Below are 15979 nucleotides of genomic sequence, written 5' to 3' on the forward strand. Positions count from 1 at the left end.
ACACCATGCGCATCGTCTTCATGGGTACGCCCGATTTCGCGGTGCCCGCCCTCGTCGCGCTGGTCGAGGCCGGGCACGAGGTCGTCGCAGTCTACAGCCAGCCGCCGCGCCCCGGTGGGCGTCGCGGCAAGGAATTGACGCCCTCGCCGGTCCACAAGGAAGCCGAAGTACGAGGCATCGAAGTGCGCCATCCGGTCTCGCTCAAGAGTACGGAGGAACAGGAAAAGTTCGCCGCGCTGGAAGCCGATATCGCCGTGGTCGCCGCCTATGGCCTGCTGCTGCCGCAGGCGGTGCTCGATGCGCCGCGCCTCGGCTGCCTCAACATCCACGCCTCGATCCTGCCACGCTGGCGCGGCGCGGCGCCCATCCAGCGAGCGATTCTCGCCGGCGATCCGACTACGGGCGTCACGATCATGCAGATGGAGGCCGGGCTCGACACCGGCCCGATGCTGGCCACGCTGCGCACCACGATCGACCGCAAGACCGCTGGCCAATTGACCATGGAACTTGCCGAAAAAGGCGCGCAGCTCATGGTCGGCACCTTGCGCGATCTGGCCGTGCACCGCGCCGTCACGCAGCCGGAAGACGGCGTGACATATGCGAAGAAGATCGACAAGGCCGAGGCGCGGCTCGATTTCACGCGTTCGGCCGAGCAAGCCGAGCGACAGGTGCGCGCCTTCATGCCGGCCCCCGGCGCCTTCTTCGAACTCGATGGCGAGCGCTACAAAGTGCTGGCCGCCGATCCGATCGAAGGCTCCGGCGAGCCGGGCGTCACCCTGGACGATTCGCTGACCGTGGCCTGTGCCGAAGGCGCGATCCGCGTCACCCGCATCCAGCGCGCGGGCAAGCCTGCCATGGACTCGGCAGACCTGCTGCGCGGCCGTGCCATTCCCGCCGGAACGAGGCTCGCTTGACCCGCTACGCGCTTACTCTGGAATTCGACGGCGCGCCCTACATGGGTCTCCAGCGCCAGGCCCACGGCCCCTCGGTGCAGCAAAGCGTCGAGGAAGCCGTCTTCGCGCTGACCGGCGAGACCACGGGAATGCATGCCGCCGGCCGCACCGACGCGGGCGTCCATGCGCTCGGCATGAAAGTTCATATCGACATCCAGAAGCCCTTCACGCCGTTCACTCTGAGCGAAGGGATGAACGCGCGGCTGCGGCCCCATCCCATCGCGGTGGTTGGTTGCGAGGTCGTGCCGGACGACTGGCATGCGCGGTTCTCGTGCATCGGCCGCTCGTACATCTACCGCATCGCCAACCGCCGCGCACCGCTCACGCTGGAGCGCGGCAAGGCATGGCAGGTGCCCAAGCCGCTCGACGCGGCGGCCATGCACCGCGCCGCGCAGATCCTCGTGGGCTTGCACGATTTCACGACGTTCCGCTCGGCCCATTGCCAGTCGCAGAGCCCGCTCAAGACACTGGACCGCCTCGACGTGCGGCGAGAGGGCGAGATGGTGCTGATCGAGGCCGAGGCGCGCAGTTTTCTGCACCATCAGGTCCGCTCGATGGTCGGCTGTCTTGCGCTGGTCGGATTGGGCCGCTGGGATGAGCGGAAGCTCGCCGAAGCGCTGGAAGCGCGCGACCGGCAAGCGCTGGGCCTCAACTCGCCCCCGGATGGGCTTTACTTCGTAAAGGCGATCTACCCCGAGGATTGATCATCCGCTGCCTGTATACCAGGCCGGCGCCGGCACAAAAAAGGGAGGCCGCGGCCTCCCTTTTGCATTTCCTGTCGCAGCAAGCCTCACGCCTTGCCGACGACGCTTTCCGGCAGGTCGTTGCCGAAGACGCGCTGGTAGTACTCCGCCACCATCACCCGCTCGGTCTCGTCGCACTTGTTGAGGAACGAGAGGCGGAAGGCGAAGCCCACGTCCTTGAAGATCGCCGAGTTCTGCGCCCAGGTAATGACGGTACGCGGGCTCATCACCGTCGAGATATCGCCGTTCATGAAGCCCTGGCGCGTGAAGTCCGCCACCTTGACCATGTTCGAGATGGTCTTGGCGTCGACCTGCGGCACCTTCTTCGAGACGATCTCTGTCTCGACCGGCTCGGGTAGATAATTGAGGCCGACCACCAGGTTCCAGCGGTCCATCTGGCCCTGGTTGATCTGCTGGGTGCCGTGATAGAGGCCCGAAGTGTCGCCAAGGCCGACCGTATTCGCGGTGGCGAAGAGGCGGAAATTGCGATCCGGGCGGATCACGCGGTTCTGGTCGAGCAGGGTCAGCTTGCCCTCGGTTTCGAGGATGCGCTGGATCACGAACATCACGTCCGGGCGGCCCGCGTCGTACTCGTCGAACACCAGCGCCACCGGGTGCTGGAGCGCCCAGGGCAGCAGGCCTTCGCGGAATTCGGTAACCTGGAGGCCGTCGCGCAGGACGATCGCATCGCGACCGATCAGGTCGATGCGGCTGATGTGGGCATCGAGGTTGATGCGGATGCACGGCCACTTGAGACGGGCGGCAATCTGCTCGATGTGAGTCGACTTGCCGGTGCCGTGATAGCCCTGCACCATGACACGGCGATTGTAGGCGAAGCCCGCCAGGATCGCGAGAGTGGTGTCCGGGTCGAAGACGTAAGTCTCGTCAAGATCGGGCACGCGCTCGTCGGCGACGGAGAAGGCGGGCACCTTCCAGTCGATATCGATTCCGAAGGTCTCGCGCACGTCGAGTTCGATGTCGGGAGCAGCCAGCACGGTGGCGTCACGATTCTCGGCTTTCATGGTCTCGGTCTCAGTCATCGTTCCACCCGCGTAGACAAGCGGGCGCTGCACCGCAACAGGCTTTGCGGCCGATTGGAGAGCGGTGGGAGGAAAGCTGACAGTCTGCACCCGCCCCAAGGCGGCTCTTTACTCCGACGGACGCGTGACGGCATACCCGACGCGCAAACCCGGCTTGAACCCGATCTGTTCATAGAACCTATGTACCCGGGGATCTGGGCGACCGCTCTGCATGAGGACATGATGGCAACCGGCTGCCCACGCATGATTAATCGCTTCCGACACGACAGCTTTTCCCAGGCCCCGCCCCCGATAGTTGGGGTGTGTCATCACGTTTTCGAGGAAGCCGTGCGAACGCCCTTGCCTTAGCAGGTTTGGAGCGGTGATGAGCATGCACGTCGATGCAATGATCTCTTCGACCTCCGCGATGAAAACGACACTGCTTTCGCTCTTCAACGTTTGCTCCCAAACTTGCTCTGCTCGCTCCACGGGTTGGACAAACGGGCTTACTTCCGAAGCTTGGAACAAATCCAAAAGGCCGCTCAGATCTGACTGCACAGCAAGGCGAACGTTAAACATCGGCAACTCCTCTCGGGGACTGTTTCATTCGCCTCAAAGCTGCTTGTCGGCAGTCCACCCCTCTCTGTCATCCTCCGCAAGAAAAAGAGCGAACAATAGCCCGCAGCACGACAGGTACGTCGACATCCCTGCGTGCTTAGCACCCCTCCTCAACCAAGTTTTCCTGGCAAGGCGAACAGATCGATGAATCTCGCGGCGAGAGCCCCGTCTCCGGCAATGGAAAGCCTCCCGCCCGCCTCCTCCACCGACCGCTTGCCGTAGAACACCGGTAGGTAATCGGTGGCCGTCTCCGCCGAAAAGCGCAGGTCCGGCACAGGCACGTCTTCTCCGGCAGGCGCGATTCGCAGCTCGCCCTGCCCCAGCGTCCCTGTGAAACGCGCCGAACCCACGTCGAACAGCACCCGCAGTTCCAAACCGCCGATCCGCTCGGGCACCAGCATCGTCCGCAGCGAGAGCATGAAGGCGACCGGCGTCAGCGGCAGCATGGGATCATGGCCCGGCGATCGCACCGCCCAGCGGCCAAGCTCCTGCATGACCGGCTCCAGCGCCAGCCCCCACTCCGTCAGCGCATAGACCTGGACCGAGGCCGGCGGCGGCAGTGTCTCGCGCCGCACGATCCCGGTCCTCTCCAGGCTGGCCAGCCGCTCGGTCAGCACTTTGGCGCTGAGGCCGGGCAGCGCGGCGCGCAGACCGTTGAAGCGGCGAGGTCCCAGCATCATTTCCCGGATGATCGGCAAAGTCCAACGCTCGCCGACGAGTTCCATCGCAAACGCCGCTCCGCAGGCGTCGCGATACCAGCGCCCGTGAGACATTGCCCGACCATCCTCCGGCAACCGACGCCCTGCGCCCGTGGTTTCCTTTTTAAACTTCATGGTTGCTTTTTGTAACCTTAAACGTCAGTCTCGGGCAATAACGAATCGCTGTCCTTGAAGAGCGAAATTCCCTTGGAGAGAGCCGATGCCGCAGAGCGATGCCGCCTCGACCATCGTCACCGCCTATGCTGACGTACCCCCGCCCGTCCGCGGACAGGTTCGGGATCTGCGCGTCCGCTGGGCTCTCATGGAGATCGAGCGGGACTACCGCGTCGAATTGCTCGACGTGTTCAAGCCTCGCCCTGAAAGCTACAAGGCCTGGCAGCCCTTCGGCCAGGTTCCCGCTTTCGACGATGGCGAGCAGCGGCTGTTCGAAACGGGCGCCATCCTGCTCTATCTGGGCGAACAGGACAGACGGCTGCTCGCAGTCGATCCAACGGAGCGGTGGCAGGCGATCACCTGGCTTTTCGCGGCGCTCAACAGCGTCGAGCCCTTCGTCGGGCAGATCGGCATGCTCGATTTCTTTCAGGCCGGCCAGCCCTGGGCTGCCGAGGCGCGTCCAAGCGCGCTCAAGCTGGTCGAGGCCCGTCTCGCGGCCGTCCAGACCGCGCTGAGCGAAGCGGAATGGCTGGCCGGATCGTTCTCCATTGCCGACATCGTCATGGTCACGGTGCTGCGCATCCTCGACCACACTGCGATCCTCCAGGGCTACCCCGTACTCGCTGCCTACAAGACGCGCGGCGAGGACCGCCCGGCCTTTCGCCGGGCCCTTGCAGAACAACTCGAAAGCTACGCCTCTCCCGCCAACTAGGAGAATAGCCATGCCTTATGTCGATGGTTTCGTGCTTGCCGTGCCCCTTGCGAACAAGGACAAGTTCATCGCCCACGCCCGCGAACTGGACGAATATTTCCTCGAGTACGGCGCCACCCGCGTCGTCGAATGTTGGGGCGACGATCTGCAGCACGGCAAGCAGACCGACTTCTTCCGGTCGGTGGAGGCCAACGAAGACGAGACGGTCTGCTTCAGCTGGATCGAGTGGCCCGACAAGGAAACGCGGGACCGGCAGATGGGCCTGCTGATGGAACTCATGAAGAACGATCCGAGGTTCGACCCGGCCACCAACCCGCCGCCCTTCGACGGCAAGCGCATGATCTTCGGCGGGTTCGACGCCGTGGTCGAGTTGGGGAGAGCGTGACCGTGGCCGATCCTGTCGGAAGCTTCATCTGGTACGAGCTGCTGACCAGCGATGTGGAGGGCGCCGCCGCCTTCTATCGCGAAGTGGTCGGCTGGACGATCGCCACCCATGCCGATCCCGACGCCGGCGGCCTCGACTACCGCATGATCGTTCGAGACGACGGCGGCATGGCGGGCGGCGCCATGCAGATCACCGAGGAGATGGCGCAAGGTGGCGCCAGACCGATCTGGCTGCCCTACCTTTACGTCGAGGATGTAGACGCCGCGGTCGAAGCGATCGCGGCGGAGGGCGGCAAAGTCCAGATGCCTGCAACGGACCTTCCCGTCGGCCGCATCGCCATGGTCGCCGATCCGCAGGGCGTACCGATCTACCTGATGAAACCGATCCCGCCCGCCGACCAGCCGGATGCGTTCAGCGACGTCTTCTCCGTGTCCCAGAACCAGAGAGTGCGCTGGAACGAACTCGCCAGCCCCGACCAGGCCGGCTCCATGACCTTCTACGGGAGGCATTTCGGCTTCACCTTCGACGAGAAGATGCCGATGGGCGAACTGGGCGACTATTGCTTCATCGGCCATCACGGCCAGACCCTGGGCGCCATCATGCAGCGGCAGGAGGAGAGCCAGCCCGCGGTCTGGATGTTCTACTTCGGCGTGCCGTCCATCGCCGAGGCCAAGGCGGCGATCGAGGCGAATGGCGGCGCGGTGTTGATGGGGCCGCACGAGGTGCCCGGCGGCGACTGGATCGTGGTGGCGACCGACCCGCAAGGCGCGGGTTTCGGGCTCGTCGGCCCCAAAGGCGACTGATAGGCGACAAGATCACAAGGCCATTGACGGCGGAGCGATGTTCCATGATTGTTCCGCCACAAACAGATCGACGGAGCAGGGATCATGGCCGATTACACCTTCTACACCAATCCGATGTCGCGCGGGCAGATCGCACGCTGGGCTCTCCACGAAGCCGGGGCCGACTACCGGCAGGTGCTGATCGATTGGAAGGACAAGCCCGAGAGCTTCCTCGCCGTGAACCCTATGGGCAAGGTGCCCACGATCGTCCACCATGCCCAGAGCGGCGACCGCACCGTTTCCGAAGCGGCAGCGATCTGCCTCTACCTTGCGGAAATGCACCCCGACGCAGGCCTGCTGCCGAGCGACGAGGAAGTGGCGGACTACTACCGCTGGACCTTCTTCGCCGCCGGTCCGATCGAGCAGGCGATCACCTCGCGCCACTTCAAGTGCGAGCCCTTGCCCGAGCAGGAGATGATGGCTGGCTGGGGCAGCTTCGAGCGCACGATGAACACCCTGGAAGGCCATTTCGACAAGGCGCAATACGTCTGCGGGGATCGCTTCACCATGGCCGATGTCTACGTCGGCAGCGCCGTGGATTGGGGCCTCACCTTCGGCACGATGCCTCCACGGCCGGCCTTCGTGGCCTATGCAGAACGCCTTCAGACGCGCGATGCCTACAAGGCCGCCAAGGCAGTGGACAACGCTCTCATCGGGGAGATGAAGAAATGAGCGCGAAAAACCGCGTCTGCCTCTGGTATGACGGCGCTGCCGAGGAAGCGGCGAACTTCTATGCCTCCGTGTTCCCGGATACCCATGTCACCCGCGTGGTCCAGTCCCCCACCGACTATCCGGACGGCAAGACGGGCGATGTGATCACCGTGGAGTTCACCGTCATGGGCATCGAATGCATCGCCCTCAATGGCGGCCCGACTTTCCCGCAGAGCGAGGCGTTCTCCTTTCAGGTCGAGACATCGACCCAGGAAGAGACCGACCGGTATTGGAACGCCATCGTTGCGGGCGGCGGCGCGGAGAGCATGTGCGGCTGGTGCAAGGACAAGTGGGGCCTTTCCTGGCAGATTACGCCCAAGGCCCTGAGCGACGCCCTCACCCATCCCGACCGCGCCGCGGCGAAGCGGGGAATGGAGGCGATGATGACGATGCGCAAGATCGACATCGCCGCGATCGAAGCAGCCGTGGCCGGAGCTTCTGCGTGAACCCGGGACCCAGCCTCGAACTGTTCGGCCACCCATTTTCGTCCTACACCTGGAAGACCCTGATCCCGCTCTACGCCTATGAAGTGCCTTTCTCGTTCCGCATCCTCGACCAGGAGCATCCGGAACACGCCGAAGTGGTGCAGATGGCCGGGCCGCTCGGCAAGTTCCCGGTTCTGCGCGACGGCGAGAACCTGCTGTTCGAGGCGACGACGATCATCGAGTACCTGGACCGGCACCATGTCTCCCCGGGTATGCTGATCCCCGAAGACCCCGACGCCGCGACGGCCATTCGCATGCTGGACCGGGTCTTCGACAACTACGTCATGAACGTGATGCAGATCGTCGTGAACGAGTATATCCGGGATGCCGCCAATCCCGACCCGGCGCGTTGCAGGCAGGCGCGCGAACAACTCGACCGGGTCTATGCATGGCTGGAAGGCTGGCTGCGGTTCTATCCGCAGATGGACCAGATCTCGCTCGTCGAATGCGCGGCGGCGCCTTCGCTGTTCTATGCCGATTGGGTCCACCCGATCCCGGAGGATCGCCCGCGCCTGCGCGCCTGGCGCGCGCATCTGCTCGCCCTGCCGCCGGTCGCGCGGTGCGTGGAGGATGCGCGGCCTTTCCGTTCCTACTTCCCGCTCGGCGCCCCGGACCGGGATTGAGGAGAACTGCCATGAGCGAAACGAACAACGAACTCTCGATCACCCGCTACATCGATGCGCCGGTGCCCCGAGTCTGGGACGTCATGGCCAATCGGCAGGAGGAATGGTGGTGCCCCCGCCCCTGGCGCGTCGAGATCGACGAGCAGGACAGACGCCCCGGCGGGGTGTGCCGCATGACGATGTTCGGCCCGGACGGTGAAACAGCGCCGCAGAACGGCATCTACCTCGCTTACGACGAAGGTCGCCGCTTCGTGACCACGGACGCTGTAACGGGAAAATTCGAGCCGTCCGGCCCCTTCATGATCGGCATCTGGGAAGTCGCCCCCGAGGGCGAAGGCACCCGCTACACCGCTCGCGCCCGCCACTGGCGCGAGGAGGACCGCAAGACGCACGAGGACATGGGTTTTGCGGAAGGCTGGGGTGCCTGCGCCGATCAGCTGGCGGAAATCTGCGAGCGGGAAAAGACTTGAGCCGCTTTCAAGCCAGTGCCGGGGATTTCCGCAAGAGCTGGTAGGCCTCGACCACCCCCTGCAATCGCAGGGCGCGGCTGTGATCGCCGCCGTTGTGGTCGGGGTGATACTGGCGCAGCAGGCGAGTGTAGCGCAGACGGAGCGTCTTGCTGTCGATGTCGCCATCAAGGCCGAGCACGCCGAGAGCGCGGCGTTCCTCGGGATTGAAGCGCGCGTTCTCGGGCTTCATGTCGGCCTGGCGCTGGCGCATGTGCGCCTTGGCACGGCCGCTGATCGCTTCCAGCGGATCGGCGAAGTCCGCCCAGCGCGGCGTACCGTCCACCCCCGCATCGGGGCGGAACGCGCGGCTCTGCGCCTCCCAGCCGTGAAGCGGAGACTGCGCGCGGAAGATTTCCTCCGCGCTCATGCCGTCGAAATAGTCGTATCCGGAATTGAACTCGCGAACGTGGTCGAGGCAGAACCAGCGGTAGTCGCCCGGTCCGTCGAAACCGGGCATGCGTCCGCCGGGCGCACGAAACTCGCCCGCCTCCTCACATCCCGGCCAGTTGCACATGCGGCCACCGGATTCGACCCTGCCATGAAATCTAGAATGTCTCACCGGCTTCCAGATGGGGGATCGAACGCCTAAATGGAACCCCATGACCGGACCGATCGCACAGGAAATGCGGCAGCTTCTCGAAGCCGCCTTCACCCCAACCCACCTCGATGTCGTCAACGATTCCGCCAGTCACGCAGGCCACATGGGCGATGACGGCACCGGCGAATCGCATTTCACCATCGACATCGAAAGCCCCGCCTTCGCCGGGGTATCCCGCCTCCAGCGCCAGCGGCTCGTCAATGCCGCGCTGGGCGATATTCCCGGCCAGCGCGTCCATGCCCTTGCCATCAAGGCCCGCGCACCCGGCGAGTAAATTCCAAGGGGACTGATCACCGGGTAAAGGGAAGCCGCCGGGGATCTATCCCCGGTTGCCCTTTGCACGATGCCAGCCTAAATGCGCGCTCCATGCCGACAACTCTGACATTCGCCGTGCCCAAGGGCCGAATCCTCGACGAAGCACTGCCGCTGATGGCGCATGCCGGCGTGGTGCCCGAGGCGGAGTTCCACGACAAGAAGTCCCGCGCGCTGTCTTTCGCCTGCGAGAAAAGCGAGATGCGCCTTATTCGCGTGCGCGCCTTCGACGTGGCGACTTTCGTGGCCCATGGCGCCGCGCAAGTGGGCATCGTCGGTTCGGACGTCGTGGAAGAGTTCGCCTACCCGGACCTATACGCACCGGTCGACCTCGATATCGGTCACTGCCGACTTTCGGTGGCCGAACGCGAAGGCGAAGTCGGCGGTGCTCTTCCCTCGCACTTGCGGGTCGCCAGCAAGTATCCGAACCTCACCCGCAAGCACTACGAGAAGCTGGGCGTGCAGGCCGAAGTCGTGAAGCTGAACGGCGCCATGGAACTGGCGCCCTCGCTCGGCCTGTCGAGCCGGATCGTCGATCTCGTCTCGACCGGTCGTACCCTCAAGGAAAACGGCCTTGTCGAGACCAGCCGCATCCTCGACATCTCCGCGCGCCTGATCGTCAACCGCGCCGCCTTGAAGACCGACGAACGCGTCGCCGCGCTGGTCGATGCCTTCCGGGCACTGGTGGCCGAGCGGAAGGCCGCCGCCTGATGCAGCGGCTCTCCAGCAAGGACGCCGGGTTCGCCGAGGCTTTCCAGCGGGTCGTCGCCGACCGCCGCGAGAGCGCCGTGGACGTGGCGCGCGATGTGGCGGATATCCTCGCCGCCGTGCGCGAGCGAGGCGATGCCGCCCTGGCCGACTACACCGCCCGCTTCGACGGCCATGACCTCGACCAGACCGGCTGGCGCATTGATGCCGAAACCTGCCGCGCCGCCTTCGAAGCGCTGTCGCCTGAATTGCGCGATGCCCTCGAACTCGCCGCGACACGCATTCGCGCCTACCATGCCGCGCAGCTACCGGAAAACCGCGACTACACCGATGCCGCCGGCGTGCGCCTCGGCGCGGTATGGCGCGCGGTAGATGCTGCCGGCCTCTATGTTCCGGGCGGCCGGGCCGCTTATCCCTCCTCGATGCTGATGAATGCGATTCCCGCCAAAGTTGCGGGCGTCGAGCGTCTCGTCGTCGTCACACCGACGCCCAAGGGCGAGGTCAATGCGCTGGTCCTTGCCGCCGCACACCTGGCGGGGGTGGACGAAGTCTGGCGCGTCGGCGGTGCCCATGCGGTGGGCGCTCTCGCCTATGGCACCGACAGGATCGCGCCGGTCGATGTGATCACCGGCCCCGGCAATGCCTGGGTCGCCGAAGCCAAGCGGCAGCTCTACGGCGTCGTCGGGATCGACATGGTGGCAGGCCCCAGCGAGATTCTCGTGATCGCCGACGCCAAGAACGAGCCACGCCGCATCGCCGCCGACCTGCTGAGCCAGGCCGAGCACGATCCGACGTCGCAGTCGATCCTCATCACCGACGATGCCGCCTACGCCGATACCGTTGCCGAAGCGGTGGAGCTTGAACTCTCCGCTCTCGCCACCGAGGCAACCGCGCGCCAGTCGTGGAACGACTACGGCGTTATCGTAGTCGTGGAGAGCTTCGACGAAGCTCCGGCCCTGGCCGATGCTCTCGCCGCCGAGCACGTCGAGATCGCAACCGACGATCCGGAGAGCCTGTTCCGCAAGATCCGCCATGCCGGATCGGTCTTCCTCGGCCGCATGACCCCGGAGGCCGTGGGCGACTACGTTGCCGGACCCAACCACGTCCTGCCCACCGGACGGCGCGCAAGGTTTGCCTCGGGGCTCTCCGTGCTCGATTTCATGAAGCGCACCAGCTTCATCCAGCTCGACCAGGCGGCGCTGGAGGCCATCGGCCCCGCCGCCGTTGCCCTTGCCGACGCCGAAGGGCTTCCCGCGCATGCGCGCTCCATTTCCGTGAGACTTTCCCAATGAGCAATCCCAAGCCCAATTCCAAGCAGGCCCGCTCCGCCGCGCGCCTTGCCGCCGTTCAGGCGCTCTATCAGTTCGAGATGGAGGGCACCCAGCAGGCCATCCTGCTGGACGAATTCCACCGCCATCGTCTCGGGGCGGAGATCGATGAGGACCAGTACGCCAAGGCTGAAGTTGCGTTCTTCGACGACGTGGTGAAGGGCGTGATCGCGCGCCGCGACGAGATCGACGAACTGCTGTCCGGCAAGCTGGCCGAGGGCTGGTCGCTGGCCCGGCTCGACAAGACGATGCTTCAGATCCTGCGCGCCGGCGCTTACGAACTGCTGGCCCGCGCCGACGTGCCGACGGGCGCGGCGATCGGCGAATATCTCGACGTCGCCCACGCTTTCTTCGATGCGCGCGAGGCGAAGTTCGTCAACGGCGTGCTTGATGCGGTGGCCAAGACGGCGCGCTGATTTTTCGCGCTCTCCGGGGCGCGAACCGAACTGCAACCATGACCTCGACAATGGGCCCTGCGGGGCCCATTGTTTCACCATGACCCGCGAATTCGCCTTTATCGACGCTCTGCGCGCCATTGCCGTCAACCCTGCCGCGCGCGGGTTGGCGGACGATGCCGCCGTGCTGGAACTCGGCGGCCAGAAGCTGGTCCTGACCATGGACACGCTCGTCGAAGGCGTCCATTTCCTGCCGGACGATCCGCCGGAAGACGTCGCTTGGAAACTCGTGGCCGTGAACGCCTCGGACCTGGCCGCCAAAGGCGCAGAGCCGCTCGGCTGCCTCAAGTCGCATGCGCTGGGCGACGAGGACTGGGACCGGGCCTTTCTTGCCGGGCTTGACCTTGCTTGTCGCCATTTTCGCGTGCCGCTGCTCGGCGGCGATACCGTTCGCATGCCGCCGGGATCGGCGCGCAGTTTCTCACTGACGGCGCTGGGGCGCGGCCCCGAGGATCGCCCGGTGCCGTCGCGCAGCGGCGCCCGGCCCGGCGATCTGGTCTGGGTCAGCGGGACCCTCGGGGATTCCGGTCTTGGCCTTGAACTCCTCACCTCCGGCAGCCGGGTCCAAACACCTGAAGCCACGCTGCTGGCGAACCGCTATCGCCGCCCGATGCCGGAGCCGTCGCTCGGCGTGGCCCTGGCGCCTTTGGCGACGGCCATGATGGACGTTTCGGACGGACTGCTGGTCGATGCCCGCCGCATGGCGATGGCCAGCAAGGTTGCGATCAGGATCGCAGCCGACGAGGTGCCCCTCTCCCGCGCCCTCGTCGCCACCGTTGGCGACGGGCTGGAGCAGCGGATTGCCGCGATGACCGCCGGAGACGACTATGTCCTGCTGTTCACCGCGCCAGCCGTGAACAGCGCTTTTGTCCACGCTGCGGCCACTTGCGCCGGTTCGCGCGTCCACCCGATCGGCACGGTGGATGAGGGCGAGGGCATCGCGCTGGACTGGCACGGTCAGCCGGCGCCCCTGCCCGAGAAGCTCGGCTATCAGCATTGATTACGGCGTCCGGGACGACGTAATCCATAAGACTCCGTAGCTATCAACGCGCTTGCCACTAGTCCTGCTTCTCTATAGCCATAGTCGCGTCGAACGGGAAAACCCGTCGTTACATCGTTGGGAAAAGGGGGCGTTTTGTGAATCCAGTCACGATCGCAATTGTCCTGGGGCTTCTGGCCATTCTCTATGGCTTCGTCACCAGCCGCCAAGTGCTCGGCTCGCCAGCCGGCAACGAAAAGATGCAGGAAATCGCCGCCGCCATTCAGGAAGGCGCGCAAGCCTACCTCAAGCGACAGTATTCGACGATCGCCATCGTCGGCATTGTCGTGGCACTCATCATCGTCGTCACTCTCGGGACCGTCTCCGGCGTGGGCTTCGTGATCGGCGCCATCCTGTCCGGCCTTGCCGGCTTCATCGGCATGAACATCTCGGTACGCTCGAACGTGCGCACGGCCGCGGCCGCGCAGACCGGGTTGCAACCGGGTCTGACGCTGGCCTTCCGCGCCGGCGCCATCACCGGGATGCTGGTGGCCGGGCTCGCCCTCCTGGCGATCGCGGTGTTCTACTGGTATCTCACCGGCCCCGGCGGCCACACCGTCGGCGGAGAAGACCGCACCGTGGTCCAGGGCCTCACCGCCCTCGCCTTCGGCGCCTCCCTGATCTCCATCTTCGCGCGCCTGGGCGGCGGCATCTTCACCAAGGCCGCCGATGTCGGCGCCGATCTCGTCGGCAAGGTGGAGGCCGGCATTCCCGAGGACGACCCCCGCAACCCCGCCGTCATCGCCGACAATGTGGGCGACAACGTGGGCGACTGCGCCGGCATGGCGGCAGACCTGTTCGAGACGTATGTCGTCACCGTCGGCGCCACCATGGTGCTGACGGCCCTGCTGATGAAGGGCATCGACAACTTCTCCGGCCTCATGGCTCTGCCGCTGCTGATCGGCGGCGTCTGCATCGTCACCTCGATCATCGGCACCTACTTCGTCCGCCTCGGCAGCTCGCAGAACATCATGGGCGCCATGTACAAGGGCTTCCTGGTCACGGCCGTGCTCTCGATCCCGGCGATCTGGTGGGCTATCGATTATGCCCTCGGCGGCATCAATGCGCCCATCGGCGAGACCGGCTTCAGCGGCCGCACGCTGTTCTACTGCTCGCTGGTCGGCCTGGTCATCACCGGGCTCATCATCTGGATTACCGAATACTACACCGGCACCGGCTATCGCCCGGTCCGCTCCATCGCCAAGGCTTCCGAAACCGGCCACGGCACCAATGTCATCCAGGGCCTCGCCATCAGCCTGGAGGCTACCGCCCTCCCCACCCTGGTGATCGTGGCGGGCATCGTGATCGCCTACCAGCTCGCTGGACTGCTCGGGATCGCTTATGCGGCCACGGCCATGCTGGCGCTGGCAGGGATGGTCGTCGCGCTAGACGCCTACGGGCCGGTTACCGACAATGCCGGCGGCATCGCGGAAATGGCCGGTCTGGACGATGCAGTGCGTGAAAAGACCGACGCGCTCGACGCCGTGGGCAACACCACTAAGGCCGTCACCAAGGGCTACGCCATCGGCTCGGCCGGCCTGGCCGCACTGGTGCTCTTTGCCGCCTATACCACCGACCTTCGGGAGTTCTTCCCCAATCTTTCGGTCGATTTCAGCCTGGAAAACCCCTACGTCATCGTCGGCCTGCTGCTCGGCGCGCTGCTGCCTTACCTGTTCGGCGCCATGGGCATGACCGCCGTCGGCCGCGCGGCGGGCGACGTGGTGGTGGACGTGCGCGAGCAGTTCAAGGCCAACCCCGGCATCATGACGTACGAGTCCAAGCCCGACTACGCGCGGACCGTCGATCTCGTGACCAAGGCCGCGATCAAGGAGATGATCGTCCCCTCGCTGCTGCCGGTGCTGGCGCCGATCGCCGTCTACTTCGCGATCTCCGCCGTTGCGGGCACCGAAAACGGCTTCGCGGCGCTCGGTGCACTGCTGCTGGGCGTGATCGTCGGCGGGCTGTTCGTCGCGCTTTCGATGACCTCGGGCGGCGGTGCCTGGGACAATGCCAAGAAGTACATCGAAGACGGCCACCACGGCGGCAAAGGCTCCGAGGCCCACAAGGCGGCGGTTACGGGCGATACCGTCGGCGATCCCTACAAGGATACCGCCGGGCCGGCGGTCAATCCGATGATCAAGATCACCAACATCGTCGCCTTGCTATTGCTGGCGGCACTGGCGGCGGGTTGAATCTAACAGACGCCCCGGCGGAACGACCTGCCGGGGCCGGTTTGTTGCCACCCAAACCTCGTCATCGAAAAACGCTCATACCGACGCGTTAGCACTTCCTTGAGAGACGTTCGCTAGGGCGCAAACTCATAAATCGGGTTGAGTTGTCGGCCTTGGCATGATTCAGGCGACCTTCGGAAACGGAGGGCGTATGACGCGGCGGCGATATGAACTGACGGACAAGGAATGGCTCATCATCGAGCCGTTGCTGCCCAACAAGTCGCGTGGAGTGCCCCGCGTCGATGACCGCCGGGTGCTGAACGGGATACTTTGGCGTTTCCGTTCTGGTGCGCCGTGGGCAGAGGTCCCGGAACGCTATGGTCCGTCGACGACCTGCTACAACCGGTTCATCCGCTGGCGAAAGGCTGGAGTGTGGGACCGATTGTTGGCGGCGGTTTCCGCCGGTTTCAACGGCGAGTTGGTGATGATCGATTCCACTTGCATGCGCGTCCACCAGCACGGTGCGACGGGCAAAAAGGGGGATCCGGCAATCATGGCATGGGACGTTCCCGGGGCGGCCTTACGACCAAACTCCACGCTCTTGTCGACGCTGATGGACGTCCTGTCGGACTGCGACTGACGGGTGGCCAGGTCCATGATGCATACGAAGCTGAAGCGCTGATCGAGGCCATTCCCGAGGGTGCCACCCTGCTCGGTGACAAGGGCTATGACAGCACGGCCATTCGCGAGGCGGCCGCGGCCAGAAACATCTGGGCCAACATTCCCAACCGCTCCAACCGTAAGCAGCGCTTCGGCTTCTCGTCATGGCTCTACCGCCAGCGTAATCTCGTCGAGCGCTTCTTCAATCGGATCAAGCAGTTCCGGGGCATCGCCAC

The 15979-nt window shown here is 65.1% G+C and carries 19 protein-coding genes and 1 pseudogene; 16 read left to right on the top strand and 4 right to left on the bottom strand.

The features are described 5' to 3' along the window. Positions 1–5 precede the first annotated feature (5 nt). Positions 6–914: a methionyl-tRNA formyltransferase gene (gene fmt, locus L284_RS37700; protein WP_021234548.1), complete on the top strand. Its 909-nt coding sequence runs from the start codon at positions 6–8 to the stop codon at positions 912–914. Continuing rightward, positions 911–1657: a tRNA pseudouridine(38-40) synthase TruA gene (gene truA / locus L284_RS37705; RefSeq protein ID WP_021234549.1), complete on the top strand. Its 747-nt coding sequence runs from the start codon at positions 911–913 to the stop codon at positions 1655–1657. Before fmt ends, truA begins: the two co-directional genes overlap by 4 nt. 86 nt (positions 1658–1743) lie before the next feature. On the opposite strand, the gene cobS is transcribed toward truA, so the two are convergent. From cobS to L284_RS37720, 3 genes are all read right to left on the bottom strand, one after another. Further along, on the bottom strand, positions 1744–2736 hold the full coding sequence (gene cobS, locus L284_RS37710; RefSeq protein ID WP_021234550.1) for a cobaltochelatase subunit CobS: 993 nt from the start codon (positions 2734–2736) through the stop codon (positions 1744–1746). Positions 2737–2844: 108 nt separating this feature from the next. Beyond that, entirely contained in the window at positions 2845–3294 is a 450-nt protein-coding gene (locus tag L284_RS37715) for a GNAT family N-acetyltransferase (RefSeq protein ID WP_021234551.1), read from the bottom strand. 149 nt (positions 3295–3443) lie between these two features. Further along, positions 3444–4106, bottom strand: coding sequence for a winged helix-turn-helix transcriptional regulator (locus L284_RS37720; protein ID WP_052018407.1), 663 nt, complete (start codon positions 4104–4106; stop codon positions 3444–3446). Positions 4107–4251: 145 nt separating this feature from the next. Here L284_RS37720 and L284_RS37725 point away from each other — a divergent pair, with 145 nt between their 5' ends. The 7 genes from L284_RS37725 (at position 4252) to L284_RS37755 (ending at position 8433) form a co-directional block, all read left to right on the top strand. Beyond that, positions 4252–4917 (top strand): glutathione S-transferase family protein, encoded by a 666-nt coding sequence (locus L284_RS37725; protein ID WP_021234554.1) that lies wholly within the window; start codon positions 4252–4254, stop codon positions 4915–4917. Positions 4918–4927: 10 nt separating this feature from the next. Then, the gene (locus L284_RS37730) at positions 4928–5302 is read left to right on the top strand and encodes a DUF1428 domain-containing protein (RefSeq protein ID WP_021234555.1); all 375 of its coding nucleotides are present in this window, start codon (positions 4928–4930) and stop codon (positions 5300–5302) included. Positions 5303–5304: 2 nt separating this feature from the next. Beyond that, the gene (locus L284_RS37735) at positions 5305–6105 is read left to right on the top strand and encodes a VOC family protein (RefSeq protein WP_031342443.1); all 801 of its coding nucleotides are present in this window, start codon (positions 5305–5307) and stop codon (positions 6103–6105) included. Between the two features lie 84 nt (positions 6106–6189). Beyond that, positions 6190–6816: a glutathione S-transferase family protein gene (locus L284_RS37740; protein ID WP_031342445.1), complete on the top strand. Its 627-nt coding sequence runs from the start codon at positions 6190–6192 to the stop codon at positions 6814–6816. Then, positions 6813–7301: a VOC family protein gene (locus L284_RS37745; RefSeq protein WP_021234558.1), complete on the top strand. Its 489-nt coding sequence runs from the start codon at positions 6813–6815 to the stop codon at positions 7299–7301. Before L284_RS37740 ends, L284_RS37745 begins: the two co-directional genes overlap by 4 nt. Further along, positions 7298–7963 carry a glutathione S-transferase family protein gene (locus tag L284_RS37750; protein WP_021234559.1) on the top strand — a complete coding sequence of 222 codons (666 nt, stop codon included), beginning with the start codon at positions 7298–7300 and terminating at the stop codon, positions 7961–7963. The genes L284_RS37745 and L284_RS37750 overlap by 4 nt, the downstream gene beginning before the upstream one ends. Positions 7964–7974: 11 nt before the next feature. Beyond that, positions 7975–8433 carry an SRPBCC family protein gene (locus L284_RS37755; RefSeq protein WP_021234560.1) on the top strand — a complete coding sequence of 153 codons (459 nt, stop codon included), beginning with the start codon at positions 7975–7977 and terminating at the stop codon, positions 8431–8433. A 7-nt stretch (positions 8434–8440) separates the two neighbouring features. Here the strand turns inward: L284_RS37755 and L284_RS37760 are convergent, their stop codons facing one another. Continuing rightward, entirely contained in the window at positions 8441–8929 is a 489-nt protein-coding gene (locus L284_RS37760) for a DnaJ domain-containing protein (protein WP_327194215.1), read from the bottom strand. 142 nt (positions 8930–9071) lie between these two features. Here L284_RS37760 and L284_RS37765 point away from each other — a divergent pair, with 142 nt between their 5' ends. The 7 genes and pseudogenes from L284_RS37765 to L284_RS47480 form a co-directional block, all read left to right on the top strand. Next, a complete protein-coding gene (locus tag L284_RS37765; RefSeq protein ID WP_021234562.1) occupies positions 9072–9344 on the top strand; it encodes a BolA family protein in 273 nt (90 codons plus the stop codon). A gap of 92 nt (positions 9345–9436) precedes the next feature. Then, positions 9437–10093 carry an ATP phosphoribosyltransferase gene (hisG, locus tag L284_RS37770; RefSeq protein ID WP_021234563.1) on the top strand — a complete coding sequence of 219 codons (657 nt, stop codon included), beginning with the start codon at positions 9437–9439 and terminating at the stop codon, positions 10091–10093. Further along, complete coding sequence (gene hisD / locus L284_RS37775) at positions 10093–11382, top strand: histidinol dehydrogenase (protein ID WP_021234564.1); 1290 nt, start codon at positions 10093–10095, stop codon at positions 11380–11382. The genes hisG and hisD overlap by 1 nt, the downstream gene beginning before the upstream one ends. After that, a complete protein-coding gene (gene nusB / locus L284_RS37780; RefSeq protein ID WP_021234565.1) occupies positions 11379–11834 on the top strand; it encodes a transcription antitermination factor NusB in 456 nt (151 codons plus the stop codon). The genes hisD and nusB overlap by 4 nt, the downstream gene beginning before the upstream one ends. A gap of 79 nt (positions 11835–11913) precedes the next feature. Continuing rightward, positions 11914–12873, top strand: coding sequence for a thiamine-phosphate kinase (gene thiL / locus L284_RS37785; RefSeq protein ID WP_021234566.1), 960 nt, complete (start codon positions 11914–11916; stop codon positions 12871–12873). A gap of 137 nt (positions 12874–13010) precedes the next feature. Further along, positions 13011–15104 carry a sodium-translocating pyrophosphatase gene (locus L284_RS37790; protein ID WP_021234567.1) on the top strand — a complete coding sequence of 698 codons (2094 nt, stop codon included), beginning with the start codon at positions 13011–13013 and terminating at the stop codon, positions 15102–15104. A gap of 190 nt (positions 15105–15294) precedes the next feature. Beyond that, positions 15295–15979, top strand: a pseudogene (locus L284_RS47480) (IS5 family transposase); the annotation flags it as partial.

The organism is Novosphingobium lindaniclasticum LE124, assembly GCF_000445125.1.
Classification (GTDB): domain Bacteria; phylum Pseudomonadota; class Alphaproteobacteria; order Sphingomonadales; family Sphingomonadaceae; genus Novosphingobium; species Novosphingobium lindaniclasticum.